Raw genomic sequence first — 17798 nt, 5'->3', positions numbered from 1 at the left:
CTAGCATATTGTTTTTTTTTAAAATTGTATCATTTCTAATTCTTTATCAATCGTATTGTTTTTTCTGCATTTTCTGCAGATAGCTTCACTAAATACACAGCCGATTCTAATTGACTAATATCTATACGATCAAAACCACTATTTTGTACTAAGACAAGTTGTCCTGCAATATTGTATATCTCAACACGATTGAGTTTAGAGGTATCACCTTTTAAATACACCATATCTTTAGCTGGATTAGGATATATTGAAACACCAGTTAATTCTTCACTAGTTGTACTTAGTGTTGAAAAACTATAAGATATTATTCCTGTTTGACCTGCATAGTTATCTGTTGCTGAATCTATAAGATTCCCTGATAATGTTCCTATAAAAAAAGAACTAAAAATACTTGGTGCTGCCATTACTAATCCTGAAGTATTATCTAATAGACTTATTGCCCCAGATGTTGGTGAACCATCAACACTAAAGGTCGTTAATACAATTGGACTTCCTATTGTATGTACTGGCAACACTACATCTTGTACTAAATTAAATGCAATAGCATCTTCACCTGGATTAAATGCATCTATATCTGTAAATATTGGCACAGCATAACCTCCTGAAACTCCAGATACTGTAACTCCATCTGGTATTGTTATTGTAAAGTTTTGATCATTAATATAAGGATGCGGCGCTGTTGAATTAAAATCTGGAATAGCAACTACAGAATAATTATATGCACTATTTTGAATAAGAGTTAATTGGTAGGTTTGAGCTTGCAATGCACAACTCAAGACTAAAGCTAGTAATACTAATTTTGTTTTCATTTTTATATTATTTTATCTTAATAGTGTTAAACCAGTTTTAATTTGCCCCTTCCGGTAATTGTTGAATAAAGATATAAGTAGATGTTGGTGGGCCTCCAAAAACGGAATTAGATGAGTTATTAAAAATATTATTTCTAACATGTAATACGTCACTTGATCCTCCAGAATACACACTAACACCATCCATATTAATATCTGTTGAGTTATATCCTTCTGATGGATAACTAGCTACTGGCGGACCGCCAAATACAGAGTTATTAGGGTCATTAAACACCTGAGCTCTTATTCCTGACACATCTGATAAGGCACCTGAGTAATTTAAACGTCCATCGCCATTACTATCTCCGGCCCACATCCCAAGGATTCCGCTTGGCATTCCAAATGAAGTTTGGGCATTAGTACCATAAGTAGACACGCTACCATCTGTAAAATCTACTACTGTTGATGTGCTTGATAATGAAATAGCAGAAGCGCTCATTATTCCTAAATGGTTACGATGCTTAATAGCTACATAATAACCATCAAATAGTTGGCTAAAACTCAAAGCAGAGATTCCATCAACATCTACAACATCACCATCACGCTGTAATAAGGCAGATTGGCTATCTATAACTATTGTATTATCATTCTTATCTCTTAGTTCTACCCATACCCAATCTACGATATCATTATCAATAACACCAGAACCAGAAGTTCCTCCATCATTAAATACCGAAGCTTCACAAGTTAAAGCATCTGCATACGGGCTTGTAGTAGGTATTAATCCAGCAACGCGTAAATCATCACGCATTAAGTGTTCTTCTCCTGCATTTGGATTTAAACTTGCGCCTTGTAAATATACTTTTGGGGAAAGTTTAATAGGTTCTTCTACAGTAACATTAGACAAACAACTAGAAGAATTACCATTATCTTCATATGCAAATACATTAATTGGAATTGTAGTACCAACATCAGAGGAATCTACTGTTAATGAAGGTTTATTTATATAAATCATTTCGGAACTAAAAGTTAGCGTTCCATCAAGAAAACTATTTGAAACTGTATTAGCAGCAGTTAAATAATATGTTTTATCACTCTCTAAAGTAAATGTATTTGAACCTGGTCCGTTAGAAACAGTTCCATCCTGATTAAAAATAGCAATACCTAAATAACCAGGACGCGTATCAAAATTACCCCCATTTTCATTAAACTCTCCTTCCCAAATAATAACAAATGATTGACCAAATTCTGATATTATATTGAATGTATGGTCTCCTGTAGTAGGTGGTTTTAACTCAAACAACTCGTAAAAGTAAGATGAGCCAGCAGTAAGAGCATCACTTGGGTTTTCATCATCAATATTAACAGGAATTTCTAAACCTGTACCAAAAGCAAGGGTAGGTGTTGATAAATCACTAGTAGCACTTGCAAGTTCAGCAGGTGTTAAATCATATGTACCATCAGCAGATAAGGTAACTGTTGGCGATTCACATGTTATTACAATTGTATTACAAAGACTATCTCCATTAATTGTCCAACCATGGTCATCTATAAGTGTTTGTCTATCATTTTCTGATAAACAGTATATTAAACCATTTGCGCCCAAAGTAACACCTGATGGGATATCATCAATTCCATCATCTATTAAAGGACTAGTATCGTCTGCCCAACCTATGAGCAGAGCGTCATAATTTTCTATAGAAAGTGCTGCATTTTTGAACATATCAGTAGCAAAATCTAAACTTGTAATATCCCAATTACTTAAATCTTGGTCAAATGGTAATATAACAGAAGTATATTGACTATAAAACATCTTACCCATGTTTGTAACATTAGAGACATCCCAATTACCTATATCTTGATTAAAATTATAAGCATCAAAAAACATAAAGGCCATATTGGTAACATTAGAAACATTCCAATTACCTATATCTTGATTGAATATATCTGTAGCAGCAAACATACCTTCCATATTGGTAATGTTAGACACATCCCAATTGTTAAACGAACTATTTCCTGTGAGTGACCTACAAGTAGCAAACATACCATAAGCATTAGTTACTTGAGATAAATCTGGAATATCTGTTGCTGTTACATTTAAATGAGTACAACCCAAAAAAGCTTGCTCCATAGATGTCCACTCTATATCTCCCCATTGTGTAATCTCTCTTATCATTTGTCTATCACTAACTGAGCCCAAGTTCCCAAAAGTAATTCTTGGGAAGTCTCCATAGATTTTCACTTCATATTCCCCTGCATTGGCATAGGCATGAGAAGCATCACCTGTTAAGTTTTCTTCAATGTTACCATCTCCCCAATCTATATAATAATTATAGCCAGTTCCGGTAGTAGGTATGATTATACTTTGACCATTTTCTACAATCCATTTGGTAATAAAAGGTGAAAAATTACAACTAAAATAGAGACCATCATCATTAATACCCCAACCGTATGTGCTCATTAATTCGGTTCTTGCAGCTTCTCCATCACAATATCTGCTACCACCACCATCGAAATTTAAACCACTTGGTATTGGTCCTTCTCCTGTTTCTTGAGTTGCCCAGCCTATTAATAAAGCATCATAGTTTTCTGTAGAGAGTGTTACACCAGTGAACATATTATTTATAATATCTAAACTTGTAATATCCCAATCGCCTAGATTTTGATCAAAAGAAGTAGCGCCAGAAAACATATAACTCATATTGGTTACATTAGATACATCCCAAGAATTAATATCTTGATTAAATAATTCTGCTTCAAAAAACATTACACTCATATGGGTTACATTAGACACATCCCAAGAACTAATATCTTGATTAAATGATCTTGCTCCTAAAAACACTCCATCCATATAGGTTACATTAGAGACATCCCATGAATTGATATCAGTATTAAATAATTCGGCTTCATTGAACATATAAGACATGTTATCAACGTTAGATAAATCTGGTACATCTGTTGCGTTTACTGTTAAGTTTTTACATTTAGAAAAAGCATAATGCATAGAAGACCACTGTATATTTCCCCATTGGTTCACCTCAAGTATTTTTTCTGGACCTGATGGATCGATAAAAGCCTCAAAATAAATTCTAGGAAAATCACCATAAATTTTCACTTCGTAAACACCTGGTGTAGTATAATCATGAAAGGCGTTACCTGTTAAGCCTTCATCTAAGGTACCGTCTCCCCAAAGAACCGTATAATTATATACTTCTCCAGGAAATGTTGGTATTAGAATTGTAGAAGTGTTAGATGTTCCAGAAACATCTGTATTCCAAGTTGTTATAAAGGGTTCAGGATTAACACATGTTGGGTCTTGTTGACCATCATCAATAGACCAACTAAAATTTGTCATTAAACGAGCCCTTTCAATTTCTCCATTACAATAACGACTATTCCCCGCATTGAAATTAACGTTACTTGGTATTGGGCCTTCTCCTACTTCTTGAGTAGACCAACCTATTAACAAAGCATCGTAATTTTCTGTTGAAAGTGTTACACCTCCAAACATACTAGAAGCATTATCTAAACTTGTGATATCCCAATTATCTATATTTTGGTTAAAAGAGAATGCATTATTAAACATGTTTATCATATTAGAGACATTTGAGACATCCCAATTGTTAAACGAATCATTTCCTACTAGAAATGTGCATGAATTAAACATGCCTTGTAGGCTGGTTACATTAGACAAATCTGGCGTGTCAGAAGCGGTTATACTTAAATTATTACACTCTGTAAAAGCATTTAGCATAGTAGACCACTGTATATCTCCCCATTGGGTAACTTTTCTTATTTTACTTTTATTTACTCCAGTAGAACTACTGAAATCTATTCTTGGAAAATCGCCATAAATTTTAATTACGTATGTACCGGGTATGTCATACTGATGAGAAGCATCACCCGTTTGATCATATTCTACAGTAGCACCTTCAAAATCACTACCATCTCCCCAATCTATTACATAATCATATCCGCTACCAGTTGTTGGTATTTCTATAGTTTGGAAATCACCTGTAAGTTGCCATTCGGTAATAAAAGGCCTTCCTAAACCACAAAACTGATCTGGACCATCACCAAAAATGTTCCAAAAATTATTAAACAATAAATTTAATCTAGCATTTTCACCATTACAATATGTATAGCCATTGGCATTGAATGAAACGCTATTTGGTATTGAACCTTCTCCTGCTTCTTGTGTTGACCAACCAATTAAGAGCGCATCATAATTATCAGTAGAGAGTGCTGTATCTGTAAACATATTATTGGCGGTAACTAAACTTGCAATATTCCAATTACCAACGTTTTGATCGAGATTAGTTGCTGATTCAAACATATTATTCATGTTTGAAACATTAGACATATCCCAATTATTAAACATATCATTTTCTGTTAAAGAAGTACAATCTTTAAACATAGATGACGTATTTGTAACATTAGATAAATTTGGTATGTCAGTAGCTGTAACTTTTAAACTACTACATTCTATAAAAGCACCTTCCATTGAAGACCACTCTATAGCGCCCCATTGTTTAACTTCTCTTATTTTAGTTTTATTTGTAGATGTTGAGCTTCCAAAATGAATTCTTGGGAAATCTCCATATATTTTCACATCATATTGTCCAGTAGACGTATACTCATGAGAAACATTACCTGTTTGATTATAACTAAAAGTACCGTCACCCCAATCTATACTATAATTATAGCCATTTCCATTTGTAGGTATTTCTATAATTCTATTACCATTTGCATTCCATTCGGTAATAAATAATTCTTCTTCAGAAACACCACAAAATTGATCTCGGCCACCATCGCTAATAGCCCAACCGTATGTGCTCATTAATTCGGTTCTTGCAGCTTCTCCATTACAATAGCGACTCTGAGGTGCATCAAAAGCTAAACCTGTAGGTATCTGCGTTTCTCCTGCATCTAAATTTGCCCAACCTATTAATAAATTATCATAATTAGTAGTTGATAAGCTAGTATTACTAAACATTGCAAAAGCATTATTTAATAAGCTTATATCCCAAGTTCCAAGATTCTGATTAAATGATGATGCACTAGCAAACATACCATTAGCCCTAACTAAATTTGATGTATTCCAAGTAGTAATATCTCCATTAAACGCATATGCATCTAAAAACATTCCATCCATGTTAATTACATTAGATACATTCCAGTTATTAAGAGGTTGATTAAATTCTGTGGCGGATAAAAACATTCCTTCCATAGTAGTTACATTAGATACATTCCAGCCATTTAAGGGTTGATTAAATATTGTGGCAGCAAAAGTCCCTTCCATATCAGTCACATTAGATACATCCCAGTTACTTATATCTTGATTGAATATACTTGCCCTAGCGAACATATGATTCATATTTGTAACGTTAGACAAGTTTGGTGGCGTGACTGGCAAAGATTCTAGGTTACTACATCCATTAAATGCTTCGAGCATGGTTTCCCAAACATTATCTCCCCAACTTACTACACTTTTTAATATTGGAGCATTTGCATCATTTAGATCTACATCTGAGAATCTGAAATAGGAAATATTTCCATATACTTTTATAGTATACTCTGCTGCAAGAGCGTAAGTGTGGTTAGTATATCCTGTATGTCCTGTTGTAGATGTTCCATCGCCCCAATCTACAGTATATGTTTCACCTGTATATGGCATAAATGGCAACTGAAAATCCTGGTTTGCTGTAGGTAATATAATTAATTCTATTGGGCAACTAATATTAGATACTGATACTGATGCTGTACAAGTATCTGTATTACCTACTCCATCAATAGCAGTAATTGTAACATCATCAATATTTACAGTACTACAATCAATAAACATTGGTAAAGACGAACTTATGCTTGTATCTACAGACATTACTCCTGTTAAACTCTCAAAAGTTGCACCTGTACTTGTTGACTGATATACATGCATATAGTATTTTACACCTGCACTTAAGGTTGTGGTTGTATTTCCACTTACAACTTGACCTGTAGTAATATCAATTGTTGTATTGGCAATAAGACCATCTCCATTTTCTGTTGGCGGAATATTCCATATACTATAGCTAAATTGTGAAACTACATCGTTTGGAGTAAGGTCAAAATCAAACGTATACGCTCCATTAGATGGCACCATGAAAATTGAAGATTGATGGTGTAAATTTAAATGTACAGGACTTGTATTGTCTATATTGATGTAAAATTGATCATACTCTGCTAAAAAATCTAATTGACTAGAATTATCGGTAGAGCCATTGTCAAAATCTGAAGGTAAAATGGTATATCCAATATCTATTGTTGGAAGTTGTGGAACAGTAACATCTTGACAACTAATAATTGGTACCTCTGTATCTTCTACAGTTATAGTAAATGTACACTCATCTGTATTTCCACTAGCATCTGTAACTATAAACGTTTGGATGGTCTCACCAGTTGGGAACAATTCTCCACTACCCAATCCACTGGTTTGAGAAATTTGTAAATCTTGTGTCGCTGTACAATTATCAGTAGCGTTAAGCGTAAAATTAACGATAGCACCTGCACTGTTTGGATCTATATCAACAGTAATATCTGTTGGGCAATCTATAAATACTGGTGCTACATTCTCGGTAGCATTTATACTTGGTACACAACTAGTATTTTGCCCATTATCTTCATATGCATATACTCTATTAGTTGATATAATAGTTCCGGCGTCAGAACAATCTAAATCTAAGGTAATTGAAGAAGCCCCATTTACATAAATTAATTCTGAACTAAAAGCTAGTGTTCCTGTAAAAAATAGATCTTCTCCATCTTCTATCACAGACATGTAATAGGTTTTATCTCGTTGTAAGGTAAAGGTATTGTTGTTACTTCCTTGAGCTAGTGATCCATTTGCATTAAAACTTGCAAACCCCACATAGCCTGGTCTTGCAGCAAAATCTCCTGTGTTTGGATTAAAACTATCTTCCCAAATAAATAAATTACTCGAATTATTACCAGACAAAGTAAACGTATAACTTCCTGTAGTTGGCGGTATTAGCTCAAATAACTGATAATGAAAACCTGTTGGTATATTAAGAATTTGATCTGTAGGGCTATTATTATCTAATACAACCGAAACTTCTGTTCCTGTACCAAAAGCAAGATTAGCAGTTGCTGATAAATCGTTGGTAGCATTTGCAAGTTCATTTAGTGTAAACTCATATGTGCTTGTACTCTCATCAACTATAACAGAAGGCGATTGACAAGTAATTACGGGTACGTTGTCGATAACCACATTATAACTACAAATACTACTTTCATTTCCGCTAGTATCTACAATACGATACTGTACTGTAAAATCTGAAGTAGGTACTGTACCAAAAGCAGGACCAGCATCTAATCGTTCTATAACCAATTGACTGTTAGCATCATAATTATCACTACTACCTGTAAGACTAGGTTCTTGTAATGTTTCGCCTTCTAGTAACACAACATCTGTTGTTGGACATCCACCAAGTACAGGTGCTTCTGTATCATTTACAATGACATTGAAAGTGCACAATTGTTCTTCTCCGTAATTATTGGTATACGTATAAGTAACTTCTCTTGGTTGACCTATAAAATATGTAAAACCAAAACCAGAGGCACTATATGAACCTGTGAATGTATCAGTAGGGCAAGGCGCATTATCATTAATGGTTATGTTACTCCCATCAAAGTCTGCTGGAAGAATAGTGGTAAAACTCTGACCAGGATCGTTACCAATAATATAGTCGCTACATTGAAGGTCTGCATAATTACCGCTAATAACAGTTACTATAGCATTACAACTACTACTATTTCCTCCACCACTAACCGTAAGTTGTACAGTATTCTCTCCTAGATTAGAACAGTCAAAAGTACTCACATCTATAGAGTAAGTAATAGCAACTCCACCACTTGAGGAATTATCATTTATATCTTGCGCGTCTATAGAAGCTTGGCCGTTTATGTCAAGTGCAACAGTGATATCTTTGCATCGTGCAGTTTGTGCCTCGACACTTTGCAGACTAAAAAAGAAAATGAATAGTAATAGGGCAATTAAAGGGGTTTTTGCTTTCATGATTATTTAATTTTTAAATCATGTGCAAGGTAGTTTGGGTATTAGCTTTATAAAATAAGAGACGGCTCGTAAATATTACGTACTGGTACGTAGGTTTCTAGGTAATTGGAAGATTTAGCCAATGGAGTTAATGTCATTTACTAAAAAATTAAGAGCTAGCAATAAAATGTGCCTTTTAGGTGTATTGCCCTTTTTAATTATTAGATCTTCAATTTCATCGAAATTAAAGCTCTTATCTTTTATAATCACTAGTCTGGATTTTATGCCTTTGAAGATCAACGCTTTTTTTATATCAGAAGCATTTAAATTAGGAAGATTCTCCTCTATTATTATGAGCTTGCTGTGGTTCTTAATTATATGTGCCAGAGCATCGAAACCCTCATTAAACATATAAATGTTATTTAAATGCTTGTCAGTGAACTTCTCTTTTATCTTAAGTCTATATTTTTTGTCGCTGTCGCTAATACTATTTGCAATCGCTTAGGTCTTTTAGGAATTATTGCAATATCAAAATATTACCTTAACCTTGAAATAAGAACTAACACGTATTTATTACGTAGTGATACTTAGGCTATTGAGATAAAATGACACTTCTATTGACCAAAGCCCAATTGGTAAGTGTATTGTTTTCTTTTTTAAGGTTCAATTTATCTATAATATTACTGCGATGCTTTTCTATAGTTCTTATAGATAATGATAGAGAGTCTGCTATATCTTGATTAGAAATCTCTTGAGCAATAAGTTTTAGTATTTTCGCTTCAGAAAGCGTTAATAATTTTAAGCGTCTGAGTTCTTCAGTTGCTAAATTAATAGGCTGATCATCAATAGATTTACTGAAATATACATGACCACTTAAGACTTCTTTTATACAGTTTTCAATTTCAAAAAACGTATCTTCTTTAAGCAAATACCCATCAATTTGAAATGTTTTTGCTTGAACAATATAATAAGACTCTTTATGAAATGACAAAATAATAAATTTTGTTTTAGAGCCTTTTTCTCTAGCCATTTTGATGACTTCAAATCCTGTAAGCAAAGGCATATCAATATCTAACAGTGCTATTTGAGGCTGTAGCTTCAGAACAATTTCTAATGCTTGAATACCATCATTAGCTTGCCCAATTATACTATATCCATTTGATTGTAACTCATCATTCAATCCTTTTAACAGCATAGGGTGATCATCTGCGATAACCAGAGTAATGTTTTTTTTATTCATATTAAATGGGGATGGTTAATGTCATTTTTGTGCCTTTACTAATTTCACTATCTAAATTCATTTTAGCACCAATAATTTTAGCACGTTCAAATAAGGTTTTTAAGCCTAAACTTATATTTTTTTGTTTGGTTTCAAAGTCAAAACCTTTACCATTGTCACTAATAACTACACTTATTTCTTTTGATGTTTTATTAATGTACATTTTTACAGCCATTGCTTCAGAGTGCTTTACAATATTACTTAAAGTTTCTTGTATAATCCTATACAAATGTAATTCAGATTCTTTAGATAATATATTATCTAGGTTTTCTATCTCGTCTGTGAAAAACACATCTGTATTAGCATTAATACTATACACTAATACATTAATGGCTTGAGTCAATCCTAATCGTTCAAGGTTTGAAGGATGTAAGCCTCTAGAAATTGAACGAACTTCTTCTAAGGTATTGCTTGCCAACTTTTCTGCATTTTCATCACCCGAATTTTTAGTTGTTTTAGAAAGCAGCATCAATTTTTGGCCTACACTATCATGTAAATCTCTAGCCAAGCGAGAGCGTTCTTTTTCTTGTTGATTGATAAGCTCTTGTGAAAACTGTTCTTGCAGTGCTTGTTTTGACATAGCAAATTTTCGAGTCCGCGTTAAATAAATAATTAGAAATAGCGCCAATAAGCCTATTCCACCAAATAATATCCAATATTTTTTTATTCTATTCTGCACAGATAAAGTTTCTATTTTCGCTTCTGACAGTTTTTTTTCTTGTACAAATAATAAACTATCTTTTAATTTTTCTTTTTTATATTGATACTTGATATCTAATTCTGCAAATTCTCGGATACTCTTTACATTTAAATCTTTTATTTGCTGTCGTTTATATAACCTATAATATGAGAAGGCAGTTTCATGCTGTTTTAAATCACTATAAGCGTTACTTAAAGCCAAATATCTATTGGCTAACCTACCTGTTATTTCCATTTCCTGTAATAAATCCAAAGATTTTTTATAATAATAAATTGCAGTTTTTGGATTATTTAATTTTCTATACGCATACCCAGAATTTTTATAACTTCTTTCCATGCCTATTTTATCATTTATTAAACTGGAAACCTGCAAATTCTTTAATGAATAGCTTAAAGACTTTTTGTAGTTCTTTTTAGCTCTTTCATAGCGTGCCAAAAAAGATAAGGCATTTGCTTTACCTTTCAGATAATGAATTGAATCTGCATATGATAGTGCTTGTTCTGCATATAGTTTGGATAACTCATTATCTTTATAAACATTATAAAAACTACTATAATTATTAAGTAGATTTATTTTTTCTTTATCATTTGGATATATAGCTAATAAAGCGAAAGCTTTGTCATAATATTTTTTAGCTTTCAAACTATCTCGTTTACTTTGAAACAACCTTCCAAATTGGTTATAGCTAGTTATTAATGAACTTGAATCTTTTAAAATTTCTCCTATTCGTAAGTTTTCTTGTATGGCTTTTAAACCTGATACATACTCTTTATCTAGCCTATATTGTTCACATAAATGCTGTAAAATAGAAGCCTTTTTTAGTAAGAAGTACGAATTAGCGGGCTTTTTATTTAAAATAGTATTAACAATATCTAATGCTTCTATAAAATTTGATTGTGATGTATTAGGTTTAATAGATACATATTTGATTCCATTCTTATATAAGTTTTCAAGTTGAAGGCTGTCATTTTGAGCAAAAGTTGTACTCAAAAATAGTAAGCCAATGAAATATGATATGAAATTTTTCATTATCGTTTTTTATAAGTTTAATGTGTTATAGTTAGTGTTACTTTGGTTCCTTGATTTACAACACTATCTAAATTCATTTTAGCACCTAAAATTTTGGCGCGTTCAAAAAGTGTTTTTAAGCCTAAACTCATATTTTTATATTGCGATTCAAGATCAAAACCCTTTCCATTGTCGCTAATCATTACTTGAATGTCATTGGCTGTTTTTTGAATTTTCATTTTTACAGCTTTTGCTTCAGAATGTTTTACAATATTACTCAAACTTTCCTGAACAATTCTATAGAGATGTAGTTCAGATTCTTTAGATAATATATTATCAATATTATCAATATCATCTGTAAAGAACAAATCTGTATTTGCATTGATATCGTACACCAAGGCATTTATAGCTTCGGTTAGCCCTAGTCGCTCAAGGTTTGAAGGATGTAAGCCTCTTGAGATACTTCGTATTTCTTCTAATGTTGAACTTGCTAAGTTTTCTGCCTCAGAACTGCCAAGGTTTTTGGAGGTCTTAGATAGTAGCATTAATTTTTGCCCAACACTATCGTGTAATTCTCGTGCCAATCGTGAACGTTCATTTTCTTGTTCGTTTAAAATATCTTGAGTAAACTGTTCTTGTAATTCTTGTTTTGAAACTGCAAATTTACGAGAGCGGGTTAAATAGACCATTGAAAACAACGCCAGTAATCCTATTCCACCAAATAACATCCATTGTGATTTAATTTTGCTTTCCGACTTCAATAATTGAGCTTTAGTTTCAGCAATTTCCTTCTGCTTGACCAATTGCATACTATCTTTCACCTTTTCTTTTCGAAACTGATAGGTTAACTCCAATTCCTGGATTTTCTTGACGTTTTTTTTATTGAAAATGGAATCTGAAAATTGTTTATGAAGTCGTGCACTTTTATAGGCTTCTTTATAATTCCCCAAAGCCTCTTCTATTTCACTTTTTTGTAAATATCCATTTACAATCCATTGTTTATGATCATCCCTAAGTGCTAAGTCCAGTGATTGGTTATTATATTTTAAGGCATTTTTATATTCCTTAGCTTCCTTATATGCCCAAGCTAGTTTATTGGTATAAATAATTTGATAAACAATAAAATCATTTTTAATACCAAAATCAACACACTCTTTAAATAGAATAATACTTTTTTTATAATCTCCTATACCCAAATAAAATTTAGCTAAATGAGATTTTAAATTATTTAATCCATTTTGATCATTCAATGCTGTAAATAATACTTTTGATTTATTAAAAAATAACATTGCTGAATCTGGTTTTTCAACCATACCATAATGCTCTCCAAGAGTTGAATAATTATGAGCCAAACTAAGTGTATCTTTATAAATAGTATTAATATGAATGGCTTTATGTAATTTTTTTTTAGCTAATTCAAAATCTCCTTGAAAATTGTGAAGTATTGCCATATTATAAAACAAATTAGCAATTCGTAGCGAGTCGTTTACTATTTCAAATTCTTGTTTAGATTTTATAAACTGCGCCATTGCTTTGGGATAGTTTCCCTGATCGTTATTTATGGCTGCTAGATATTGGTATATTTTCCCTCTTAAACTATTATTATATGATGCTTCCGGCAATAATTCGACAGCTTCATTTAAAAGTTTTTTAGCACGTGTATTATCTTTTCCAAATAATCGACTTCCAATATTAAATAGAATACCTGCTCTTGCGGTATCAATTTTAATTTCTTTTAACTTCTTTTCTAAGCGCAGTATAGTTGTATCTTTTGCTTTTATTTCCTTTATAATATTATCTTGCTTTTGTATCGAATCTTCTTGTGACCAAGCGAAAACAGAAAACACTAAAAAAACACAAACTATAATTTTATTCATTATATACTTAAATTATACTACTTAATTTCCTTACTGTAAATTTAAAATAAACCTTATAAGTAGCCTATAAGAGCCAGTACTCATTTTATACGTACTACCACTTAGCTTATTTTAAAGTAACACCAATATGGAAATGCAAAGTTGGGTAACATTTTAAATAAGTAAGGTGATAAAGAATAGCTACTAAGTTAAAAACTTAAAATACATTTTAAATCTTTACTTATTCATTTGTTACGAAAAACACTAAATAATCGCCTCTAAAAATTTTATAATCTATAAAATTACGCATTAAAAACCTTGTTTTTTGTCTCGCTATTATCCAAACAAAAAAGCCCATTACATAATGAGCTTTTTTATTATAGATATGATAATACTAATTATTACAATTTGAGACATCTAATATTTGTATTCTAGGTTCATTTGAATTAATTGTAGGAATAGAAGTTGTATTATTTGAAAAATCGTTTGTAGCAGTTTCTAAAACTAATGCAGATCCAGCTCCGCTTACTTCAAAGGCTAATATTTGTGCCGTTTTAGGTTCATCGAAGGTTACCGAGATTCTTACATCGTTGGCATTACGTATTATATTAGGTGTTACATTAGATGTATTTAATATGCGAATATTATCTACTTGATTATGTAATATATTAACAAACATATATTTTACGCCGCCTTGGTCACTTGCAGTAATCCTAAAATCTACAGTGTTGTTTACAATATTGGTAACATAACTAACACGAGAATCTCCTGCATTATCTGTTCCAGAAGGACAAACAAAATCTGCTAAACTAATACTTGGATCTGTAGAAGCTATAACTTTACTGCCAGAATTTGGTTCTATAACAGAAACTAAAATTTCTGGATTAATATTATCATTTAATGGTACTATAGTTTTACAAGCGACTAATAAAAATAGAAAAGAAAAAAGTAAATAGACTGGTTTAGAAAGTTTTAAATAATTCATAGTTTAATGGTTTAAAAATTTCCTCAAAAGTAAATTGCTTTATTTTGAAGTAACCTATGAAAAACCTCCTTATTACATAGGTAAAACACCCTAAATCATTTTATTTTAGTTATAACAACTATGTACTATGAAGTTATACAACTCTAATACTTAAGAAAAATTAAATTTTTTGTTTTTTGTTAAGAAACAAATTCATAATAACTTTAAGATTTAAACAATATATATTTATGAAGTTACTAAAAAATATTGCCTCTATAAAATTCTAAAACCTTAACTCTCAACAAGTATTCATATTTAGCGTTAGTCAGATTAGTTTTAGCATTTTCAAGATTGTTTTTACTAGTTATATATGCTAAAAAATTTGAAGCACCATTATTGAATCGTATTTCGTTTACGCGAAATGATTCTTGAAAAGCGTCTACTTGATTTTTTAAACTAATATGCCTCTTATAGGCCGTTTCCATGTCAAAATGTACTTGTTCAATCGCGTTTTTAATTTGCTGCTCTGTACGCTCTAATTCAATTATAGATTCCTTAACCTTAATTTTTTCTAATGCTACATTATTTTTTGCTCTAAAACCATTAAATAATGGAATTTGAACAGATAATCCTACTACTGTATTTAAATTATTATCAAATTGATCTGCAAAATCAATACGTTTACCTTCAAATTGTGCTTGATTAGTTAAAACAGGACTATTTTGCCCATTAATGGTGACAAAATCACCCGTTTCTATAATACTTGTGCCTGTGGCTGTAAAAGTTTCTGCTATACTAGAATAGTTGGTATTTAATTGACCAAAAAAAGAAATCTCTGGAGTAAATTGAGCTTTAGCAATACTTATTCCTTTTTTTGAAGCTTCAAGTCTTAATTCTTTTGCTTTAAAAGTTGCTAAATTTTTTATGGCATCGTTAAACACCTCTTTTGAAGATAATTTATAACTTTCAAAATCTAACAGAATATCTGTAGTCTCAATATCAATATCTTCTTTTAAGTTAAGTAATTGAATTAAGTTTAATTTTGCGTTTTTTAATGCACTTTCAGACATTAAAATAGCGGTTTCGTCCATTGTCTTTTGCCCTTTTATATCAGCAAAATCTGCAGGATTACCTACTTCTTCTTTAAATAGGTCTTCTTGTCTTTTATATTGTTTATTTGTTGTTTCTATTCTTTTTTTTGCTAGCGCAAGCACATCTTGACTATTTAAAACTTGCAAATACGCTAAAGTAACATTTAAAGTTAATGTTTGTTTAGCATCTTCTATTTCCATTTCTGAAGCTTGTTTATTTAAACGTTGTTGCTTAGCTGTATTTAACATTCTAAAACCATTAAAAATAGTAGCATCTAAATTTAATCGTGCATTAGAGAATGTTAGTTCTTGATTAATAAAATCATTAGTAAATGGATCAATACTTCTTCCATTGTTTACACCAATATTATAATTACCATTTAAAGAAGGTAAAATATTTGCTTTAGATTGTTGATAGTTAACCTTTGCTGTTTTAGCATTTAATATTGAAGATTTTAAATCTAAATTATTTTCTAAAGCGATCGTAATACAATCATCTAAAGTATAACTTTTTAAAGTTTTAGATTGTGAAAAAGCTAATGAAAACAGTAAATAAAAACCGATATATAGAGTTGCTTTTATAGACATAATAACAAATTATTCAACGACAATATTGCCATCTAAAAGGTTAATAATTCTTGAACCGTAGCTTGCATTTTTCTCGGAATGTGTGGCTTGAATAATGGTAACTCCTTCTTTATTTAACGCTGTAAATAACTCCATAATTTCTTCGCTTTGCTTAGAGTTTAAATTGCCTGTAGGCTCATCTGCTAAAATTAGTTTTGGGCTACCTATTAAAGCTCTTGCTATACCAACCAATTGCTGTTGTCCACCGCTTAACTGTACTGGAAACAGATCTTTTTTCCCAACTATGTTAAAACGATCTAAAATATCTGCTACTAGCGCTTTTCTTTCTGAAGACTTCACGTTTTTATATAATAATGGTGTTTCTATATTTTCGTAAACTGTTAATTCATCAATTAAATGATAAGCTTGAAAAACAAAGCCGATGTATTCTTTATACAACTTAGATCTTTGTCTTTCTTTCATTGTATGCACTGACTCATCTAAAAAAGCATAGGTGCCTTCGGTAAAATTATCTAGCATACCAATACAATTTAAAAGTGTCGATTTACCAGATCCTGAAGGTCCCATTAATGAAATAAATTCACCTTCTTCAACATTTAAATTAATATTATCTAATAATGCTATTTTGTTGCTACCTGAGTTAACTATTTTAGATGCGTTGTTAAGTTTTAGTATCATATATGATTTGTTTTATTTGATGATTGACAATTGATTATATCTTGAATTAATCTATTTGAGAAATATCAATATCGCCTATAGCAATTCCTCTTTTTATAGATGCATTCCCTTTATGTTCTAATGTTGCATCACCATAAGCTGTTATTTTTATTTCTTCTGAAGCATTTATTTTAAATTCTGCTTCACCATATGCTCTTAATTTTGATGTTTTATTTTCTACATTTAATAGATTGACATTACTTTCTCCATAGGCTATTATTTTTTGCTTATTAGTAGTTCCTTTTTTAATCATCAATTGACTTTCGCCATAAATAACTATATCTAAATCACTTAATACTACATCATCTAATACAACTTGAGATTCGCCATAAATTTTAAGGCTAAAATCGTCTTGCTTTATAGAACTTTTACATTGTGTTTTTTGCTCTCCTCTAATTGATAAAACTTCTAACGTTTTATATGTTATTTCAACTGTTAACACTTTATTTTTATAAATAGGAACTTGCTGTTTAATTCCATTTTTTATAACTGTTTCTGTTTTAGTAACTTCTTTTGCATCATCTAGATATACTCTTAATGTCTTTCCTTTTACTTCAATATTTACTATATCGTCTGTTAGTGTATTATCTTTTATTAAAACAGATTCTGTATTACCTTCAACTAGAACTGCTTCTATATGTGGACTAATAACAACTTTATTAAAAGAGTTTACAGCTTTTTCTGTTTGAGAAGCAACTAGTTGCATAGCACTTATTAAAAAAGCTACTAAACAGTATTTTAAATTTTTCATGAT

The 17798-nt window shown here is 31.3% G+C and carries 9 protein-coding genes; all 9 read right to left on the bottom strand.

The window, feature by feature from the left end; genetic code table 11:
• Window positions 1–35: 35 nt before the first annotated feature.
• Window positions 36–809: a T9SS type A sorting domain-containing protein gene (locus tag Q0997_RS17130; RefSeq protein WP_299891003.1), complete on the bottom strand. Its 774-nt coding sequence runs from the start codon at window positions 807–809 to the stop codon at window positions 36–38.
• A gap of 37 nt (window positions 810–846) precedes the next feature.
• On the bottom strand, window positions 847–8862 hold the full coding sequence (locus Q0997_RS17125; RefSeq protein WP_299891001.1) for a BspA family leucine-rich repeat surface protein: 8016 nt from the start codon (window positions 8860–8862) through the stop codon (window positions 847–849).
• A 571-nt stretch (window positions 8863–9433) separates the two neighbouring features.
• The gene (locus tag Q0997_RS17120; protein WP_299890999.1) at window positions 9434–10081 is read right to left on the bottom strand and encodes a response regulator transcription factor; all 648 of its coding nucleotides are present in this window, start codon (window positions 10079–10081) and stop codon (window positions 9434–9436) included.
• Between the two features lies 1 nt (window position 10082).
• Window positions 10083–11849, bottom strand: coding sequence for a sensor histidine kinase (locus Q0997_RS17115; RefSeq protein ID WP_299890997.1), 1767 nt, complete (start codon window positions 11847–11849; stop codon window positions 10083–10085).
• Window positions 11850–11866: 17 nt separating this feature from the next.
• The gene (locus tag Q0997_RS17110) at window positions 11867–13705 is read right to left on the bottom strand and encodes a sensor histidine kinase (RefSeq protein WP_299890996.1); all 1839 of its coding nucleotides are present in this window, start codon (window positions 13703–13705) and stop codon (window positions 11867–11869) included.
• 373 nt (window positions 13706–14078) lie between these two features.
• Window positions 14079–14669 carry a hypothetical protein gene (locus Q0997_RS17105; RefSeq protein WP_299890994.1) on the bottom strand — a complete coding sequence of 197 codons (591 nt, stop codon included), beginning with the start codon at window positions 14667–14669 and terminating at the stop codon, window positions 14079–14081.
• A gap of 236 nt (window positions 14670–14905) precedes the next feature.
• Window positions 14906–16327 carry a TolC family protein gene (locus tag Q0997_RS17100; protein WP_299890992.1) on the bottom strand — a complete coding sequence of 474 codons (1422 nt, stop codon included), beginning with the start codon at window positions 16325–16327 and terminating at the stop codon, window positions 14906–14908.
• 9 nt (window positions 16328–16336) lie between these two features.
• Complete coding sequence (locus tag Q0997_RS17095; protein ID WP_299890990.1) at window positions 16337–17005, bottom strand: ABC transporter ATP-binding protein; 669 nt, start codon at window positions 17003–17005, stop codon at window positions 16337–16339.
• A gap of 46 nt (window positions 17006–17051) precedes the next feature.
• Window positions 17052–17795, bottom strand: coding sequence for a DUF2807 domain-containing protein (locus Q0997_RS17090; protein ID WP_299890988.1), 744 nt, complete (start codon window positions 17793–17795; stop codon window positions 17052–17054).
• Between the last annotated feature and the right edge of the window lie 3 nt (window positions 17796–17798).

The organism is uncultured Lacinutrix sp. (assembly GCF_947500325.1).
Lineage (GTDB): Bacteria > Bacteroidota > Bacteroidia > Flavobacteriales > Flavobacteriaceae > Lacinutrix.
This window is presented reverse-complemented; position numbering and strand designations above follow the sequence as displayed.